General features: G+C 67.5%; 18 protein-coding genes. 7 read left to right on the forward strand and 11 right to left on the reverse strand.

Translation table 11 applies throughout. The features are described 5' to 3' along the window. Positions 1–3: 3 nt before the first annotated feature. A complete protein-coding gene (murB, locus tag AACL56_RS22085) occupies positions 4–1,056 on the reverse strand; it encodes a UDP-N-acetylmuramate dehydrogenase (RefSeq protein WP_339091944.1) in 1,053 nt (350 codons plus the stop codon). A 45-nt stretch (positions 1,057–1,101) separates the two neighbouring features. Between murB and AACL56_RS22090 the strand changes: the two genes are divergently transcribed. Both AACL56_RS22090 and AACL56_RS22095 read left to right on the forward strand, forming a co-directional pair. Next, positions 1,102–1,587, forward strand: coding sequence for a YajQ family cyclic di-GMP-binding protein (locus AACL56_RS22090; protein ID WP_237675446.1), 486 nt, complete (start codon positions 1,102–1,104; stop codon positions 1,585–1,587). Between the two features lie 10 nt (positions 1,588–1,597). Beyond that, entirely contained in the window at positions 1,598–2,245 is a 648-nt protein-coding gene (locus AACL56_RS22095) for a retropepsin-like aspartic protease family protein (protein WP_339091945.1), read from the forward strand. 10 nt (positions 2,246–2,255) lie between these two features. Here AACL56_RS22095 and AACL56_RS22100 read toward each other — a convergent pair whose 3' ends face one another. Genes AACL56_RS22100 through AACL56_RS22120 form a run of 5 tightly spaced genes read right to left on the reverse strand, consistent with a single transcriptional unit; the run spans position 2,256 to position 5,665 of the window. After that, positions 2,256–2,609 carry a RidA family protein gene (locus AACL56_RS22100; protein ID WP_339091946.1) on the reverse strand — a complete coding sequence of 118 codons (354 nt, stop codon included), beginning with the start codon at positions 2,607–2,609 and terminating at the stop codon, positions 2,256–2,258. Positions 2,610–2,620: 11 nt separating this feature from the next. Continuing rightward, positions 2,621–3,259, reverse strand: coding sequence for a glycerol-3-phosphate 1-O-acyltransferase PlsY (gene plsY / locus AACL56_RS22105; RefSeq protein ID WP_339091947.1), 639 nt, complete (start codon positions 3,257–3,259; stop codon positions 2,621–2,623). Beyond that, positions 3,256–4,104, reverse strand: coding sequence for a DUF6348 family protein (locus AACL56_RS22110; protein WP_339091948.1), 849 nt, complete (start codon positions 4,102–4,104; stop codon positions 3,256–3,258). The genes plsY and AACL56_RS22110 overlap by 4 nt, the downstream gene beginning before the upstream one ends. Before the next feature lie 8 nt (positions 4,105–4,112). After that, a complete protein-coding gene (locus tag AACL56_RS22115) occupies positions 4,113–4,607 on the reverse strand; it encodes an aminoacyl-tRNA deacylase (protein ID WP_339091949.1) in 495 nt (164 codons plus the stop codon). Further along, complete coding sequence (locus AACL56_RS22120; protein ID WP_339091950.1) at positions 4,604–5,665, reverse strand: aldo/keto reductase; 1,062 nt, start codon at positions 5,663–5,665, stop codon at positions 4,604–4,606. Before AACL56_RS22120 ends, AACL56_RS22115 begins: the two co-directional genes overlap by 4 nt. A gap of 124 nt (positions 5,666–5,789) precedes the next feature. On the opposite strand from AACL56_RS22120, the gene AACL56_RS22125 reads away from it, so the two are divergent. Then, entirely contained in the window at positions 5,790–6,719 is a 930-nt protein-coding gene (locus AACL56_RS22125) for an alpha/beta fold hydrolase (RefSeq protein WP_339091951.1), read from the forward strand. A gap of 10 nt (positions 6,720–6,729) precedes the next feature. Here the strand turns inward: AACL56_RS22125 and AACL56_RS22130 are convergent, their stop codons facing one another. Beyond that, on the reverse strand, positions 6,730–7,749 hold the full coding sequence (locus AACL56_RS22130) for an aldo/keto reductase (RefSeq protein WP_339091952.1): 1,020 nt from the start codon (positions 7,747–7,749) through the stop codon (positions 6,730–6,732). Positions 7,750–7,911: 162 nt separating this feature from the next. Here AACL56_RS22130 and AACL56_RS22135 point away from each other — a divergent pair, with 162 nt between their 5' ends. From AACL56_RS22135 to AACL56_RS22145, 3 genes are all read left to right on the forward strand, one after another. Then, positions 7,912–8,805, forward strand: a complete 894-nt coding sequence (locus tag AACL56_RS22135; protein WP_339091953.1) for a LysR family transcriptional regulator — start codon at positions 7,912–7,914, stop codon at positions 8,803–8,805. 108 nt (positions 8,806–8,913) lie between these two features. Beyond that, a complete protein-coding gene (locus tag AACL56_RS22140) occupies positions 8,914–9,747 on the forward strand; it encodes a MetQ/NlpA family ABC transporter substrate-binding protein (protein WP_339091954.1) in 834 nt (277 codons plus the stop codon). After that, entirely contained in the window at positions 9,744–11,099 is a 1,356-nt protein-coding gene (locus AACL56_RS22145) for an LLM class flavin-dependent oxidoreductase (RefSeq protein WP_339091955.1), read from the forward strand. The genes AACL56_RS22140 and AACL56_RS22145 overlap by 4 nt, the downstream gene beginning before the upstream one ends. Before the next feature lie 129 nt (positions 11,100–11,228). On the opposite strand, the gene AACL56_RS22150 is transcribed toward AACL56_RS22145, so the two are convergent. Genes AACL56_RS22150 through AACL56_RS22165 form a run of 4 tightly spaced genes read right to left on the reverse strand, consistent with a single transcriptional unit; the run spans position 11,229 to position 14,031 of the window. Continuing rightward, positions 11,229–11,579, reverse strand: coding sequence for a hypothetical protein (locus AACL56_RS22150; RefSeq protein WP_339091956.1), 351 nt, complete (start codon positions 11,577–11,579; stop codon positions 11,229–11,231). A 53-nt stretch (positions 11,580–11,632) separates the two neighbouring features. Beyond that, positions 11,633–12,460, reverse strand: coding sequence for a MetQ/NlpA family ABC transporter substrate-binding protein (locus tag AACL56_RS22155; RefSeq protein WP_339091957.1), 828 nt, complete (start codon positions 12,458–12,460; stop codon positions 11,633–11,635). A gap of 31 nt (positions 12,461–12,491) precedes the next feature. Continuing rightward, positions 12,492–13,154 (reverse strand): methionine ABC transporter permease, encoded by a 663-nt coding sequence (locus AACL56_RS22160; RefSeq protein ID WP_339091958.1) that lies wholly within the window; start codon positions 13,152–13,154, stop codon positions 12,492–12,494. Then, the gene (locus AACL56_RS22165) at positions 13,147–14,031 is read right to left on the reverse strand and encodes a methionine ABC transporter ATP-binding protein (protein ID WP_339091959.1); all 885 of its coding nucleotides are present in this window, start codon (positions 14,029–14,031) and stop codon (positions 13,147–13,149) included. Before AACL56_RS22165 ends, AACL56_RS22160 begins: the two co-directional genes overlap by 8 nt. Positions 14,032–14,264: 233 nt before the next feature. Here AACL56_RS22165 and AACL56_RS22170 point away from each other — a divergent pair, with 233 nt between their 5' ends. Further along, positions 14,265–15,086 (forward strand): MetQ/NlpA family ABC transporter substrate-binding protein, encoded by an 822-nt coding sequence (locus AACL56_RS22170; protein ID WP_339091960.1) that lies wholly within the window; start codon positions 14,265–14,267, stop codon positions 15,084–15,086. The last annotated feature ends 142 nt before the right edge of the window (positions 15,087–15,228 follow it).

Consider the following 15,228-nt stretch of genomic DNA (forward strand, 5'->3'; position numbering starts at 1 on the left):
CGCTCAGACGACCACCGGTTCCGGCTCCAGCCGGATGCCGAAGCGCTCGTACACGCTCGTCTGGATCGCCTTGGCCAGCGTCATCACCTCGCCGCCCGTCACCGGGTTCTCATGGCCGCCGCGGTTCACCAGCACCAGCGCCTGCCGCTCGTAGACGCCGGCGTTGCCGACCGACTTGCCCTTCCAGCCGCAGGCATCGATGAGCCAGCCGGCGGCCAGCTTGATGCTGCCGTCGTCCATCGGGTAGTGAACGATCTTGGGGTCTCGCGCGATGATGTCGGCGCATTGCTCCGGCGTGACCGTCGGGTTCTTGAAGAAGCTGCCGGCGTTGCCGAGCACGCGCCAGTCGGGCAGCTTGGCGCGGCGGATTGCGCAGATCCAGTCGAAGATGTCCTGCGCATCGGGCGTGAAGTTGCCTGTTTCCTCCATCTTCCGCTCGAGGTCGAGGTAGCCGACCACGGCCTTCCACGGCTTGGGCAGGCGGAAACGCACCCGGGTGATCACCGCCCGGCCGGCCAGACCGAAGTCGTTCGGGCCGCTGCGCACGTGCTTGAAGACCGAGTCCCGGTAGCCGAAGGCGCACTGCGCCGCATCGAGCGTGAAGCTGCGGCCGGTCTCGAGGTCGTAGGCGTCGAGCGATTCGAAGCGGTCCTGGAGTTCGACGCCGTAGGCGCCGATGTTCTGCACTGGCGAGCCGCCCACGGTGCCCGGGATCAGGGCCAGGTTCTCGAGGCCGGGATAGCCGTTGCGCACCATCCATTCGACGGCGTCATGCCAGACCTCGCCGGCGCCGGCCTCGACGATCCATGCGCGCGGTGTTTCTTCCACCAGCCGCAGGCCCTTGATCTCGACCTTCAGCACCAGTTGCTTGACGTCGCCCGTGATCACGATATTGCTGCCGCCGCCCAGCACGAAACGCGGTGCATCGCGCCACGCCGCATCGGCGTGCAGCGCGACCAGGTCGGCCTCGCTGGCAATGCGCGCCAGATGCTGCGCACGCGCGACGATGCCGAAGCTGTTGTAGGGCTGCAGCGGGACGTTGGACTCCACGATCATGGGAGAATTGTCGCATCCAGCACCAGTGAATTCAGGAGAGAGTCCATGCCGTCCTTCGATACCGTCTGCGAGCCCAACCTGCCCGAAGTGAAGAACGCGGTCGAGAACACTGCCAAGGAAATCGCGACGCGCTTCGATTTCAAGGGCACCGCCGCCGCCGTCGAGCTCAAGGACAAGGAAATCACCATGATCGGTGATGCCGAGTTCCAGCTCGTGCAGGTCGAAGACATCCTGCGCAGCAAGCTCACCAAGCGCAGCGTCGACGTGCGCTTCCTCGACAAGGGCGACGTCCAGAAGATGGGCGGCGACAAGGTCAAGCAGGTCATCAAGGTCAAGAGCGGCATCGAGAGCGAACAGGCCAAGAAGATCACCCGCATCGTCAAGGACAGCAAGCTCAAGGTGCAGGCAGCGATCCAGGGCGATGCGGTGCGCATCACCGGTGCCAAGCGCGACGACCTGCAGGCCGCGATGGCCCTCATCAAGAAGGACGTGCCGGACATGCCGCTCACGTTCAACAACTTCCGCGACTGAGCCCGGCCGCATGAAAGCGCCCGTCGCCGCGGCAATGCTGCTGGCTGCCGCTGCCCTGGCGCACGCCGCAAGCTCCGTCACCCTGACCGGCAGCATCGGCAGCCGCGCGATCCTGATCGTCGACGGCAGCGCGCCCAAGACGGTGGCCATCGGCGAGAGCTACCAGGGCGTGAAGCTGGTGTCGCTGCAGGCCGAGCAGGCGGTGGTCGAACTCGAGGGCAAGCGCGTCAACCTGCGCATGGACACGCCGGTGAGCATCGGCGGCGCAGGCGTCGGCCTGGGCGGCGGAGGCAACCGCGTGGTGCTTTCGGCCGACAGCCGCGGCCATTTCATGACGCAAGGCGCCATCAACGGCCGCCCGGTCACCTTCATGCTCGACACGGGCGCGACGTCCATCGCGCTGTCGGCCGACGACGCCCAGCGCATCGGGCTCGACTACAGCAAGGGCCAGCGCGTCATGATGAACACTGCCAACGGTGTGACGCAGGGCTACCGGCTGCGCCTGCAATCGGTGCGCGTGGGCGACGTCGAGGTCTACGACATCGACGCCGTCGTCTCGTCGCAGTCCATGCCCTTCGTGCTGCTGGGCAACAGCTTCATCAACCGCTTCTCGATGCGCCGCGACGCGGACCAGATGATCCTGGAAAAGCGCTTCTGAAGCCCCGGTGTCAAGCCTGCGCGGCCGTCACCACGATCTCGATCTTGTAGGCTGCGTTGGCCATCTTGGCCTGCACCGTCGCGCGCGGCGGCGTGTTGCCGGCCGGGATCCACGCGTCCCACACCTCGTTCATGGCGGTGATGTCGCCGATGTCGGCCAGGAAGATCTGCGTCATGAGGATGCGCGACTTGTCGCTGCCGGCCTCGGCCAGCAGGCGATCGACCATGCCCAGCACCTGCTGCGTCTGGCCGCGGATGTCCTGCGTGGTGTCGTCGGGCACCTGCCCGGCGAGGTAGACGGTGCCGTTGTGCACCGCGGTCTCGGAAAGGCGCGCGCCGACGTGGAAGCGGGTGATGTTGCCCATGGTGATGTCCTTCAGTTCGTTTTCTTCTTCGAGCCGAGCTTCGACTCGGTGCCGGCCGCGAGCCGGCGGATGTTTTCGCGGTGCCGCCAGATCAGCAGCAGGCTCATGACGATGATCGCGATGAGCACCGTGCGGTCGAGCGGCCAGGCAATGCCGCCGCCGATCAGATAGTAGGCCGGCGCGAAGAACGCCGCCACCAGCGACGACAGCGACGAATAGCGGAAGAAGACCGCGATGATCAGCCAGGTGGCGCCAGTCGCCAACCCGAGCCAGGGCGCGATGCCCACCAGCACGCCGGCCGCCGTGGCCACGCCCTTGCCGCCCTGGAAGCCGAAGAACACCGGGTACAGGTGGCCCAGAAACGCCGCCAGGCCGGCCAGCGCGGCCACGCCCTCCCCGAGTCCCCACTGCGCGCCGAAATGCCGGATCACGAACACCGGCACCCAGCCCTTGAGCGCGTCGAGCAGCAGCGTGGCCAGCGCCGCGCCCTTGTTGCCGGAGCGCAGCACGTTGGTGGCACCGGGGTTCTTGCTGCCGTAGCTGCGCGGGTCGGCCATGCCGAGTGTCTTGCTCACGATGACCGCGAAGGACAGCGAGCCGATCAGGTACGACACCACGATGGCGATGAGGGAAGGCAAGGTGAAACTCAAGACGGCACTCCGCGGGGGAAAATCTGTTCTTGTTGGGCGAGGACCGCCTGGGGCGGCGATTGGATCACAACATACTGCTTGCGAAACTCGAGGCCGCGATCGGGCCAGCGCGCCGCATAGGCGCGCAGCGCCTCGGCACCGGCCGGCCAGTCCTCGCCGTCGACCCGGCAATCGGCCTGCACCACGCCCTGCGCATCGCGTGCGGCATACAGGCGCACGCCGTGCACCGCGTCCGACTCGATCTGCGGCTTGAAGGCGTCCCAGGTGTTGGTGAACAAGCAGCAGGGACAGAAGGCATGCGCTTCCTCAGCCTCGCCCACCTCGGCATCGGGGCGGGCCACCCGGTGCGCCACAGGGCCGAACAGCACGCGTCGCGCGCGACCTTCCTGCCAGTTCATTTCCATCGACGTGCAGTGGGCGGGCTCCTTATGCAGCGCGTCCTGGTACACGACGAGGTCGACCTGCGCCCACAGGTCGAAACCGCGCGCCAGGGTGTCGGTCGCATCGTCGCCTGCGGAATGCTGGAACTCGAAAGTGCCGCCCGGCAGCAACCGGGCGTGCGCCACCTCGATGGTGGTCGAGCTGTTCGCCCTGTCGGCGGACTCGACCGAGAGACTCAGTATCTGCGGCAGCAGCCAGAGCCCATCGGACAGCACGATCCAGCCGTCACGCGCCAGCCGGCCCTGGTGGCCGCGCGCCGCGAGCGTCTCGCGCAGCAGGGCCGACAGGTCGACCGTCTCGCTCCAGCTGCGCTCGCTGTTGCGGTACGACATCTCGAACGACGCGCCCTGGCCCGGGTTGCCGGCCAGCCGCGAAGGAAAGAAGTCGGAGGGCTTGGATGTCATGGCGCCGGCTATTCTGCCAGCGCACATTGAACGGGCTTGGCGCCCAGCACCGCCACGCACACCTGCGGGTCGATGCCGATCAGGTAGCCGCGGCGCCCGCCATTGAGCACGATCCGCGGCAGCTCGAGGATGGTCGACTCCACGTACACCGGCATCTCGCGCCGCGTGCCGAACGGCGAGGTGCCGCCCACCATGTAGCCGCTGTGGCGCTGCGCCACCTCCGGCTTGCACGGCTCGACCGACTTGGCGCCGATCTGCCGCGCCAGGTTCTTGGTCGACACCGTGCGGTTGCCGTGCATCAGCACGATCAGCGGTTTGGCGTCCTGGTCCTGCATCACCAGTGTCTTGATGACGGTGAACGGGTCGAGCCCCAGCATCTCGGCGCCGCGCTGCGCGCCGCCGTGCTCCATGTACTCGTAGGGATGCTCGGTGAACGCGACCTTGTTCGCCCGCAACAGCTGCGTTGCGGGCGTTTCCGAGACGTGCTGCGTCTTCTTGCTCACGCGGCCGGGTCGCGGATTTCCAGGCGGATCCTGTCGATTTCCGCCAGCACTTCCGGCGACAGCGTGGTGCCGTACACGTCCAGGTCTTCGTCGAGCTGCGCCACCGAGGTCACGCCGATGATCGTGCTCGCCACCTGCCACTTGGTGTAGCAGAAGGCCAGCGCGAGCTGCGTGGGCGTCAGGCCGTTGTCGCGCGCGAGCTGGTTGTAGCGCTTGGCGGCGCGCAGCGAATCAGGCTTGCCCCAGCGCTGCTTGCGCACCGACTCGTAGCTTGAAATGCGCGCGCCCTTCGGTGCGTCGGGGCCGTCGATGCCGCTCTGGTCGTACTTGCCGGTCAGCAGGCCGAAGGCCAGGGGCGAATACGCCAGCAGGGACACGTTCAACCGATGCATGGTCTCGTCGAGGCCGTTTTCATGCGCGCGGCTGATCAGGCTGTACACGTTCTGCACCGTGGCGACGCGCGGCAGGCCGTGCTGTTCGGCCAGGCGCACGAACTCGTGCACGCCGTAGGGCGTTTCGTTGGACAGGCCGATGGCGCGCACCTTGCCCGCCTTCACCAGCTTGCCCAGCGCCTCGAGCTGGTCGCGGATCGGAGTCTTCGAGCTTTCCTTGGCCGGGTCGTAGTACAGGTTGCCGAACACCGGCACGTGGCGCTCGGGCCAGTGGATCTGGTAGAGGTCGATCACGTCGGTCTTCAGGCGCTTCAGGCTGGCATTGCACGAGGCCTCGATGTCCGCGGGCGTCATGCCCGAGCCTTCGCGCACCCACGGCATGTTGCGCGAGGGGCCGGCCACCTTGGTGGCCACCACGAGCTTCTCGCGCGCGCCGGGGTTGGCGGCGAACCAGTTGCCGATGATGGTCTCGGTGACGCTGTAGGTTTCCTTGCGCGTGGGCACCGAGTACATCTCGGCGGTGTCGATGAAATCGACACCGCGCTCGAGCGAGCGGCTCAGGATGGCATGGGAGGTGGGCTCGTCGACCTGTTCGCCGAAGGTCATCGTGCCGAGGCAGATCGGGGTGACGTGCAGGTCGCTTTGACCGAGTTGGACTTTTTTCATGCGCGGGATGCTACAGCCCTCCCCGGCAGGCTGCTGGCGGCAGGTGCAAAACCCGAGCGGGCGCGCGCGCCGGCTGTCGTGTGCCGGACTGCGTCAGAACAAAGGCCTCCTTATCATCGGACGCATGTACCAAGCCCTCCGCCCTTCCCGCAGCCAATTCGTGCCCGTGCGCAACCTCAGCTATCACGTGCGCCTGTGGGGGCAGCCCTGCGCTGCGCGCCCTCCCCTGGTGCTGGTGCACGGCTGGATGGACGTGGCGGCCTCCTGGCAGTTCGTGGTCGACGCCATGGAGGAAGACCGTTTCATCATCGCCCCCGACTGGCGCGGCTTCGGCCTCACCGACGGCGGTGGCGTCGACAACTACTGGCTCGCCGACTACCTGGCCGACCTCGAATGGCTGCTCGACCATTACGCAGGTGAAGGCGATGCCGCACGGCAGGTCGACCTCGTCGGCCACAGCATGGGCGGCAACGTCGCCATGCACTACGCCGGTGTGCGTCCCGAACGCATCCGCCGCCTCGTCAACCTCGAAGGCTTCGGCATGCCTGCGCGCAAGCCCGAGGAAGCGCCTGCACGCTACGGCCAGTGGATCGACGAACTCAAGCGCCTGCACCGCGGCGAGATGGCACTGGCCGGCTACTCGGCCGTGGACGGCGTGGCGCGCCGCCTCATGAAGACCAACCCGCGCCTCACGCCGGACAAGGCCAACTGGCTCGCCAGCCACTGGTCGGTGAACCACGCCCAGCCCGACGGCGCCGAGCGCTGGCAGATCCTCGGCGATGCGGCGCACAAAATCGTCAACGCGCACATCTTCCGGGTCGACGAAACGCTCGCGCTCTACGCCCGCATCACCGCGCCGCTGCTGATGGTCGAGGCCTCCGACGACAGCCTGCATGGCTGGTGGAAGAACCGCTACACGCTCGACGAATTCCACGAGCGGCTGAAATCGGTGCCGCGCGCGCGCATCGAGCGTCTCGACGACGCGGGCCACATGCTGCACCACGACCAGCCGCAGCGCGTGGCGCGGATGATCGAGGACTTCATCGCCGGCTGAGCCGGCCTGCTCAGGCGCGGCCCGGCTCGCTGTCCAGGCTCGCCATCTGCGCCGCCGCATAGCGCTCGCCGGCGGCAGCGCCCTTCGGCACCGCGCGCTCGATGGCCGCGAAGTCTTCGGCGCCGAGCTTCACGCCGAGTGCGCCCAGTGCCTCGTCGAGCCGCGAACGCTGGCGCGCGCCCACCAGCGGCACGATGTCGTCGCCCTGCGCCGCGACCCATGCGATGGCAATCTGCGCCACCGTCACGCCCTTGGCATCGGCGATGCGGCGCAGCGCGTCGACCAGCGCGAGGTTGCGATCCACGTTCTCGCCCTGGAAGCGCGGGCTGTGCGAGCGGAAATCGCTCGCGTGCGCGCCGTCCTTCTTCCAGTGCCCGCTGATCAGCCCCCGCGACAGCACACCGTACGCGGTGATGCCGACGCCCAGCTCGCGGCAGGTCGCGAGGATGTCGTCCTCGATGCCGCGCGAGATCAGCGAATACTCGATCTGCAGGTCGCTGATCGGGTGCACGGCAGCGGCCTTGCGAATGGTCTGCGAGCCCACTTCCGACAACCCGATGTGGCGCACGTAGCCCGCCTTCACCAGGTCGGCAATGGCCCCCACGGTGTCCTCGATCGGCACGTCAGGGTCGAGCCGCGCCGGCCGGTAGATGTCGATGTGGTCCACGCCCAGCCGCTGCAGCGAGTAGGTGGCGAAGTTCTTCACCGCCGCAGGCCGCGCGTCGTAGCCGACCCAGCCGCCGGCCGGGTCGCGCATGGCGCCGAACTTCACGCTCAGCAGCGCCGCGTCGCGCCGCGAGCCCTTCAGGCCCTTGAGCGCCTCTCCGATCAGCATCTCGTTGTGCCCGTTGCCGTAGAAATCGCCCGTGTCGAGCAGCGTGATCCCGGCGTCCATCGCGGCGTGGATGGTGGCGATGCTTTCCACACGGTCCGAGGGGCCGTACATGCCCGACATGCCCATGCAGCCGAGGCCGATGGCGGAAACCTTCGGGCCGTTCATGCCCTTGGTGCCGAGTTGGAGTGTGTTCATCACTGGAGTCCTTCACGAAGTTCGGTGGTCGCCGCCTGCGGTCTGCAAGCGGCATGGCGCCAGTCTGCAAGGAAGCGGACCGTTCGATAATCCGTCCAGGCCTGCACAGGTTGTGCGGCAAATCGCACAATACGCGAAGTACGCAACGAACGCGCAACCTCCATGACCGATCCCGACCTTTCCGACCTCGGCGCATTCGTCGACGTCACACGCGCGCGCGGCTTCCGCGGTGCGGCGGCGCTGCGCGGCGTGTCGCCCTCGTCGCTGAGCGAGGCCATGCGCCGGCTCGAATCGCAGCTCGGCGTGCGGCTGCTCAACCGCACCACCCGCAGCGTGACGCCCACCGAGGCCGGCCAGCGGCTGCTCGAACGCATCGCGCCCGCCATGGACGACATCGCCGGCGCGCTCGACACGCTCAACAGCTTCCGCGACAGCCCGACCGGCACGCTACGGCTGAACGTGCCGACCATCGTCGCCCAGCGCGTGCTGCCGCCGCTGGCCAGCGGCTTCCTGGCCGAGCACCCGGGCATCACGCTGGAGATCACCAACAACGACACCTTCATCGACGTGCTCGCGGCGGGCTTCGATGCCGGCATCCGCTACGACGAAAGCATCGCGCGCGACATGATCGCCGTGCCGCTCGGCCCTCGCACGCAGCGCTTCGTGGCCGCGGCATCGCCCGCCTACCTCGCGAAGCACGGCACGCCCAGGCACCCGACCGACCTGCTGCGGCACGCCTGCATCGGCCACCGCTTTCCCAGCGGCGTGCTGGCGGCGTGGGGCTTCGTGCGCAAGGGCAAGGTGGTGAAGATCACGCCCACCGGACCGTTGGTCGCGTCGATGATCAACCTCGAACTGCATGCCGCGGAATCCGGCTTGGGCCTGATCTACACCTTCGACGAGTACGTGCGCCCCTCCCTCGACAGCGGCGCGCTGGTGCCGGTGCTCGAAGACTGGTGGCAGAGCTTCTCGGGGCCGTTCCTGTACTACCCGAGCCGCACGCACATGCCGGCGCCGCTGCGGGCGTTCGTCGACTTCCTCAAGCGCGAAGGCTGAGCGCCGCGATATTCGCCCAGCGGATAACCAAGCGCACGAATCTTCGTTCGCGCCGCAGGCACCGCGTCCTAGAGTGCGCAGCTCCCTTGCCTCCCGGAGTTGTCCGTCATGCGTTTCCCCTTGCGCGCGCCCTCGCTGGCGCGCTGGTCCGCCCCGCTGCTCGGCGGCCTTGCCCTCGGCCTGATGCTGCAGGTGTCCGCCCACGCCGCCGACCTGCGCGTGGGTTTCATGCCCGGTCCGTACCGCGATGCATTCACGGGCGGCATCGAGCCCCAGCTGAAGAAGCTCGGCTACACGGTGAAGTACGTCGAGTTCAGCCAGGGGGTGCAGCCCAACGACGCGGTGGAGCGCGGGCAGATCGACGCGAACATCTTCCAGCATTCGCTGTACCTCAACGCGACCAACAAGCAGCAGGGTTTCGACCTGGTGCCGGTGGTGCACGTGCCGACGCCGCCGATGGGCCTCTACTCGCAGCGCCACAGGTCGCTCGAGAGCGTGCCCGACGGCGCGACCGTGACGCTGCCGGCCGACCCGGTGAACGCGGCGCGCGCACTGAACATCCTCGCGGCGATCGGCTGGGTCGCGCTGAAACCGGGCGTGAGCCCGCTGAGCGTGTCGGAGCGCGACATCGCGAGCAACCCCAAGCGCCTGAAGCTGGTGCCGCTCGAAGCCGCGCAGGCGCCGCGCTCGCTGGCCGACGCCGACATCGCCGCGGTGCAGGGCAACTTCGCGGTGGCCTCGGGCCTGAAGCTCACGCAGGCGCTGAAGCTCGAGGACATGACGCTGCCCTACGTGAACGTGGTGGCGGTCAAGCACAGCAACGAGAACGCGAAGTTCGCGAAGGACATCGCCGCGGCCTACCAGTCGCCCGAGTTCCAGCGCTTCTTCAAGGCCAACCCGACCTGGGCCGGCTACCGCCTGCCCGACTACTTCTCGCAATGAGCCAGCCGACCACGACCTCCAGGCCCCGCCAGCTGCACCTGAACGTCAACATCCTGCATTCGGGCTTCGTCCCCTCGGCCTGGCGCCTGCCCGAGAGCGACCCCCGGGCCTTCGCCGACATCCAGCACTACATCCGCACCGCGCAGATTGCGGAAGCGGGCAAGCTCGACGCAGTGTTCCTCGCGGACAACGCGGCCATCGTCGACCAGATCCACTTCCGCCCGATCACGGCGCTGGAGCCCACCATCCTGCTGGCCTGCGTGGCCGCGGCCACCACGCACATCGGCCTGATCGCGACGGCGTCGACCAGCTACAACGAGCCGTACAACATCGCGCGGCGCTTCGCCACGCTCGACCACGTCAGCAACGGCCGCGCGGGCTGGAACGTGGTGACCACCGCCGACCTGCCCTCGGCGCGCAACTTCGGCCTCGACGCCACGCCCGACCATGCGAAGCGCTACGCGCGCGCCTCGGAGTTCACCGACATCGTGAAGGCGCTGTGGGACAGCTGGGAAGACGAGGCCTTCATCGGCGACAAGGCCGGCGGTCGCTTCATCGACCCGGCCAGGGTGCATGCGATCGCGCACCGCGGCGAGCACTTCGCGGTGCAGGGGCCGCTCAACCTGCCGCGCCCACCGCAAGGGCATCCGGTGCTGGTGCAGGCCGGCGCGTCGGCCGACGGGCGCGAGCTGGCGTCGCGCCATGCGGAAGCGGTGTTCTCGGCCTCGCAGTCGTTCGAGGAATCGCTCGCCTATGCGCGCGCGCTGAAGACCCGCGCCGCCGAACTGGGCCGCGGCCCGGACGCGGTGAAGGTGCTCGCGGGCCTGACCACCATCGTCGGCGGCACGGAAGCGCAGGCGCTGCGCCGGCGCGACGAGCTGGTCGACCTGATTCCGTGGGACTACAGCCTGACGCGCATCGCCGGCACGCTGGGCATAGCGCCCGACCGGCTCAGGCTCGACGAGCGCCTGCCCGACGACCTGCCGCTGCCCGGCAATGGCAACGGCAACCACACCTTCTTCAACGCGGTGGTGGCGGCGGGCCGCACGCACGGCTACACGGTGCGCCAGCTGATCCGCGAACTCGCGGGCGGCGGCGGCCATCGCGTGATCGTCGGCACGCCGGAGCAGATCGCGGACGACATCGAACGCTGGTTCAAGGCCGGTGCGGCGGACGGCTTCAACCTGATGCCCGACGCGCTGCCGCATGGGCTGCAGGATTTTGTCGATGGGGTGGTGCCGATCCTGCAGAAGCGGGGGATCTTCCGCACGGAGTACGAGGGGCGCACATTGCGCGATCACCTCGGGTTGGCGCGGCCTGCGGGCCGCACGGCCGACCGGCTGGCTGCCTGAACGGCTCCCTCCGCCGCTGGGGGAGGGTTGGGGTGGGGGCATGGCAGCCTTCACGCACGCACGGCTTTTGCAAACGCCGCGTGCCCCCATCCCGGCCTTCCCCCAGCGGGGGAAGGAGCAACACGGCAACTACTCGTCGTCCGCGTCGTTGCCCGTCAGCGAGAGCACTTCTTCGACGAAGGCTTCGAACAGCGGCAGCGCGGCCGGCAGTCCTTCGAGGGACTCGGCCTCGCCTGCATCGAAGAAATGCGGCTTGCCGGCCGGCATGGCGGCCCACTCGCCCGCTTCCAGCAGCAGGCCGAGGTAGCCGTCGGCGGTCGGCACATAGAAGAGCCCTGCGCTGTCGAGCACCTGCTGCCCCTTCTTCTTGCCGCGCCCCCAGCTCACGCCCTGGCCGGCCAGGTGTTCGGTGATCCAGCCGTCGCACACGTGCGTGTCGCGCCAGCTGCCTTGTGCATCGAATACGGCCAGAACGGGCATGGGGAGCGTCCTTGTCGAAGTGTCGAAAAATAGAAGAAGAGGAAGTTGCCCGCTTACTGCAGGAAGCTGGGCTTGGCGTAGCCCTGGAACTTGCTGTCGACCACCGCCTTGAATTCCTTCGAACGGTAGACGTCGGCCAGGTCCTTGGCCCACTGCGTGTTCTTGTCGGCCGTCTTCACGGCGACCACATTCAGGTAGTAGTCGGGCGTCTTCTCGAGCACCACGGCCTCGGTGAGCTTCAGGCCCGACGAGATCGCGAAGTTGCCGTTGACGATCGCGTATTCGGTGTCGCCCAGCGAGCGCGGCAGCTGCGCGGCTTCCAGCGGGATGAACTTCAGCTTCTTCGGGTTCTCGGCCACGTCCTTCTCGGTCGAGCGCAGGGCGTCGATGCCGGGCTTCAGCGTGATCAGCTTGTTCTGCTCCAACAGCACCAGCGCGCGCGCCAGGTTGCTCGGGTCGTTCGGCAGCGTCACGCGGTCACCTTCCTTGGCTTCGGCCAGGGTCTTGCGCTTGGTCGAGTACACGCCCATCGGCGCGATCGGGCCTTGCACCAGCTCGGTGATGTCCAGCTTCTGGTCGGCGGCGAACTTCTTCAGATAGACCTGGTGCTGGAAGAAGTTGGCGTCGAGCGAACCCTGGGCCAGCGCGAGGTTGGGCTGCACGTAGTCGTTGAATTCGACCAACTTGACCTTGTAGCCCTTCTTTTCCAGCAAGGGCACGATGCCCAGCTTGAGCTGGTCGGCGTTGGAGCCGGCGGTGCCGCCGATCACGAGGTTCTTCTTGGCGGGGTCTTGCGCGTGGGCCTGCAGCGAGAGGCCGCCGAGCGACAGCGCGGCGAGCGAGAGGGCAAGAACGGAACGGCGCAGGAAAACGGTCTTCATGAGATTGAGAAAGCTAGGGAGAAAGAAAGGATCAACGCTTGTCGAGCCTGCTTGCCGTGGTGTTGCCCACGAACTGCAGGATCTGTACCAGCACCACGAGCAGCGCCACGGTGAGCACCATCACGTCGGTCTGGAAACGGTAGTAGCCGTAGCGGATGGCCAGGTCGCCGATGCCGCCGCCGCCCACCACGCCGGCCACGGCCGAGTACGAGAGGAAGCTCACGGCCAGCACGGTCAGCGCCAGCACCAGGCCGGAGCGGGCCTCGACCAGCAGCACGCGCCAGACGATCTGCAGCTCCGAGGCGCCCATGGCATGCGCCGCCTCGATCACGCCGCGCGGCACTTCGCGCAGGCACTGGTCGACCAGGCGCGCCAGGTACGGAATGGCAGCGAACGACAGCGGCACCGCCGCGGCCAGCGGGCCGATCGACGTGCCCGCGATCACCCGCGTGAACGGCACCAGCGCCACCAGCAGGATGATGAAAGGGAAGGACCGCACGGTGTTCACGATCCAGTTCAGCACCAGGAATGCCGGCTTGTTTTCCAGCGACTGGCCGGGGCCCAGCAGGAACAGCAGGATGCCCAGCGGCCCGCCGACGAGCACCGCCGCGGTGAGGCCGATGGCCAGCATCATGAAGGTCTGGCCCGTGGCAATCCACAGCTCGGGAAGGATGGGGGCGATGTTTTCAAACATAGGCGGGTTCCGTGGCGTTCAGGTCGGGCGCGGTGCGCAGCGCGGCGGTGCCGTTGCCGGCCTCGCGCGATTCGCGCTCGCGGCGGCGCACCAGTTCGTCGATCTCGCGGCCCAGTGCTGTCTTGCGTTCGGCCTTGGGCGCGTCTTCGACGGCGAACTGCTCCACCAGCCGGCCCTTCTCGAGGATGGCCACGTTGCGGCACAGCACCTCGACCACCGAGAGCTCGTGCGTCACGATGACGATGGTCACGCCGATCTTCTGGTTGATGTCGCGCAGCGTCTCCAGCAGCGAGCGCGTGGTCTCGGAGTCGAGCGCCGAGGTGGGCTCGTCGCACAGCAGCACCTGCGGACGCGGCGCCAGCGCACGGGCAATGGCCACGCGCTGCTTCTGGCCGCCCGAGAGTTGCGCCGGGTAGGTGTCGATCTTCTCGGCCAGGCCCACCAGGGCCAGGCACTCGCGCACGCGGGCGTCGATTTCGGCGCGCGAATGGCGGCCGTGGATCTTCAGCGGAAAGGCCACGTTGTCGAACACCGTGGCGTTCTGCAGCAGGTTGAACTGCTGGAAGATCATGCCGATGTTCTGGCGCGTGTCGCGCAGCTCGCGGCGCGAGAGCGTGGTGAGGTCGCGCCCGCCGACGAAGACCTTGCCCGCATCGGGCCGCTCCAGCAGGTTGATGAGGCGCAGCAGCGTCGACTTGCCGGCGCCACTCTTCCCGATCAGGCCGAACACGTCGCCCTGCGGGATGTCGAGCGACAGCGCCTGCACGGCGTCGAACACCTCGCCGCTGGGCAAGGCGAAAGATTTCTGCACCGATTGCAGACGGATGACCGGCTCATCCGCGTTGCCGCGGGCCGCATCGGGCGTGGAATGGGTCATGGGGGAAAGGCGCTCCGGCAAGGAAGCCAGCCGCGCAGGTTCGCAAAAAGGTGCCGAGTATGAAAAGAAAAAAGCCGAAAGGGAACGAACAAATCGGCTGGTACTTATATTGGAAACGAGATAAAGAAACCCTTGCAGCCCAAGGTCAAGCCATATCGATATGAAGATTGGTTCGTTCCCTCGGGGCCGGGACGATGCCACATTCGCGTCTTCTTTTTTGATTTCGCGACAACATGCACACCCTTTTCCGCCGCCGCAGCCTCAACCTCTTTGCGCTCGCCACCGTGGCCGCCGCGCTCTTCGGCGGCAACGCCGCCTTCGCCCAAGACAAGAACACGCTCAAGGTGGGCGTGTCCGTCGGCAGCGCCGAGCAGATCTTCGAAGTGGTCAAGAAGGTCGCCGCCAAGGACGGCCTGAACATCCAGCTCGTGGTGTTCAACGATTACCAGCTGCCCAACGCGGCCCTGGCCTCGGGCGACCTCGACGCCAATGCGTTCCAGCACCAACCCTTCCTGGACAACCAGAACAAGGCGCGCGGCTTCGACATCGTGCCCGTGGGCCTGACCATCACCGCGCCGCTGGGCTTCTACTCGCGCAAGCTCAAGTCGATCGACCAGCTGCCCGACGGCGCGGCCGTGGGCATCCAGAACGACCCGTCGAACGGCAACCGCGCGCTGCTCCTGCTGCAGCAGGCCGGCCTCATCACGCTGAAGCCCGAGGCGGTCAAGAACAACACCGCCACCCCGCTGGACGTGGTGACCAACCCCAAGAAGCTCAAGCTCGTCGCCCTCGACGCCGCCCAGCTGCCGCGCTCGCTCGACGACCTGACCATTGCCGCCATCAACAACGACTACGCCGAGAAGGCCGGCCTGTCGCTCGCCAAGGACGCGGTGATCAAGGAAGCGCCCAAGGGCCCCTATGCCAACCTGATCGCCGTGCGCCGCGCCGACAAGGACAAGCCCTGGGCCAAGCGCCTCGTGGCGGCCTACCAGTCGCCCGAGGTGAAGAGCTTCATCGAGACCCAGTTCAAGGGGTCGCTGGTTCCGGCTTTCTGAGTCTTGTTTTTCTCCCTTCCCACCCGGGGGGGTCGGGGTGGGGGCAAGCGGCCTCGACGACAGTCGCAGCCTTGAAGGCCGCAAGCCCCCATCCCGGCCTTCCCCCAAAGGGGGAAGGAGCAATACCGGCGCGCCCCTTGGC

This window comes from Variovorax paradoxus, assembly GCF_902712855.1.
GTDB lineage: Bacteria > Pseudomonadota > Gammaproteobacteria > Burkholderiales > Burkholderiaceae_C > Variovorax > Variovorax paradoxus_Q.

Bases quoted from the DNA above. Each gene is read 5' to 3' on its own strand.
- AACL56_RS22140 (WP_339091954.1), top strand. From the start codon at position 8,914: ATGCGTTTCCCCTTGCGCGCGCCCTCGCTGGCGCGCTGGTCCGCCCCG.
- AACL56_RS22150 (WP_339091956.1), bottom strand. From the start codon at position 11,579: ATGCCCGTTCTGGCCGTATTCGATGCACAAGGCAGCTGGCGCGACACG.
- AACL56_RS22100 (WP_339091946.1), bottom strand. From the start codon at position 2,609: ATGGGCAACATCACCCGCTTCCACGTCGGCGCGCGCCTTTCCGAGACC.
- murB (WP_339091944.1), bottom strand. From the start codon at position 1,056: ATGATCGTGGAGTCCAACGTCCCGCTGCAGCCCTACAACAGCTTCGGC.
- AACL56_RS22135 (WP_339091953.1), top strand. From the start codon at position 7,912: ATGACCGATCCCGACCTTTCCGACCTCGGCGCATTCGTCGACGTCACA.
- AACL56_RS22120 (WP_339091950.1), bottom strand. From the start codon at position 5,665: ATGAAAAAAGTCCAACTCGGTCAAAGCGACCTGCACGTCACCCCGATC.
- AACL56_RS22095 (WP_339091945.1), top strand. From the start codon at position 1,598: ATGAAAGCGCCCGTCGCCGCGGCAATGCTGCTGGCTGCCGCTGCCCTG.
- AACL56_RS22145 (WP_339091955.1), top strand. From the start codon at position 9,744: ATGAGCCAGCCGACCACGACCTCCAGGCCCCGCCAGCTGCACCTGAAC.
- AACL56_RS22170 (WP_339091960.1), top strand. From the start codon at position 14,265: ATGCACACCCTTTTCCGCCGCCGCAGCCTCAACCTCTTTGCGCTCGCC.
- AACL56_RS22110 (WP_339091948.1), bottom strand. From the start codon at position 4,104: ATGACATCCAAGCCCTCCGACTTCTTTCCTTCGCGGCTGGCCGGCAAC.
- AACL56_RS22165 (WP_339091959.1), bottom strand. From the start codon at position 14,031: ATGACCCATTCCACGCCCGATGCGGCCCGCGGCAACGCGGATGAGCCG.
- AACL56_RS22160 (WP_339091958.1), bottom strand. From the start codon at position 13,154: ATGTTTGAAAACATCGCCCCCATCCTTCCCGAGCTGTGGATTGCCACG.
- AACL56_RS22130 (WP_339091952.1), bottom strand. From the start codon at position 7,749: ATGAACACACTCCAACTCGGCACCAAGGGCATGAACGGCCCGAAGGTT.
- AACL56_RS22125 (WP_339091951.1), top strand. From the start codon at position 5,790: ATGTACCAAGCCCTCCGCCCTTCCCGCAGCCAATTCGTGCCCGTGCGC.
- AACL56_RS22155 (WP_339091957.1), bottom strand. From the start codon at position 12,460: ATGAAGACCGTTTTCCTGCGCCGTTCCGTTCTTGCCCTCTCGCTCGCC.
- AACL56_RS22090 (WP_237675446.1), top strand. From the start codon at position 1,102: ATGCCGTCCTTCGATACCGTCTGCGAGCCCAACCTGCCCGAAGTGAAG.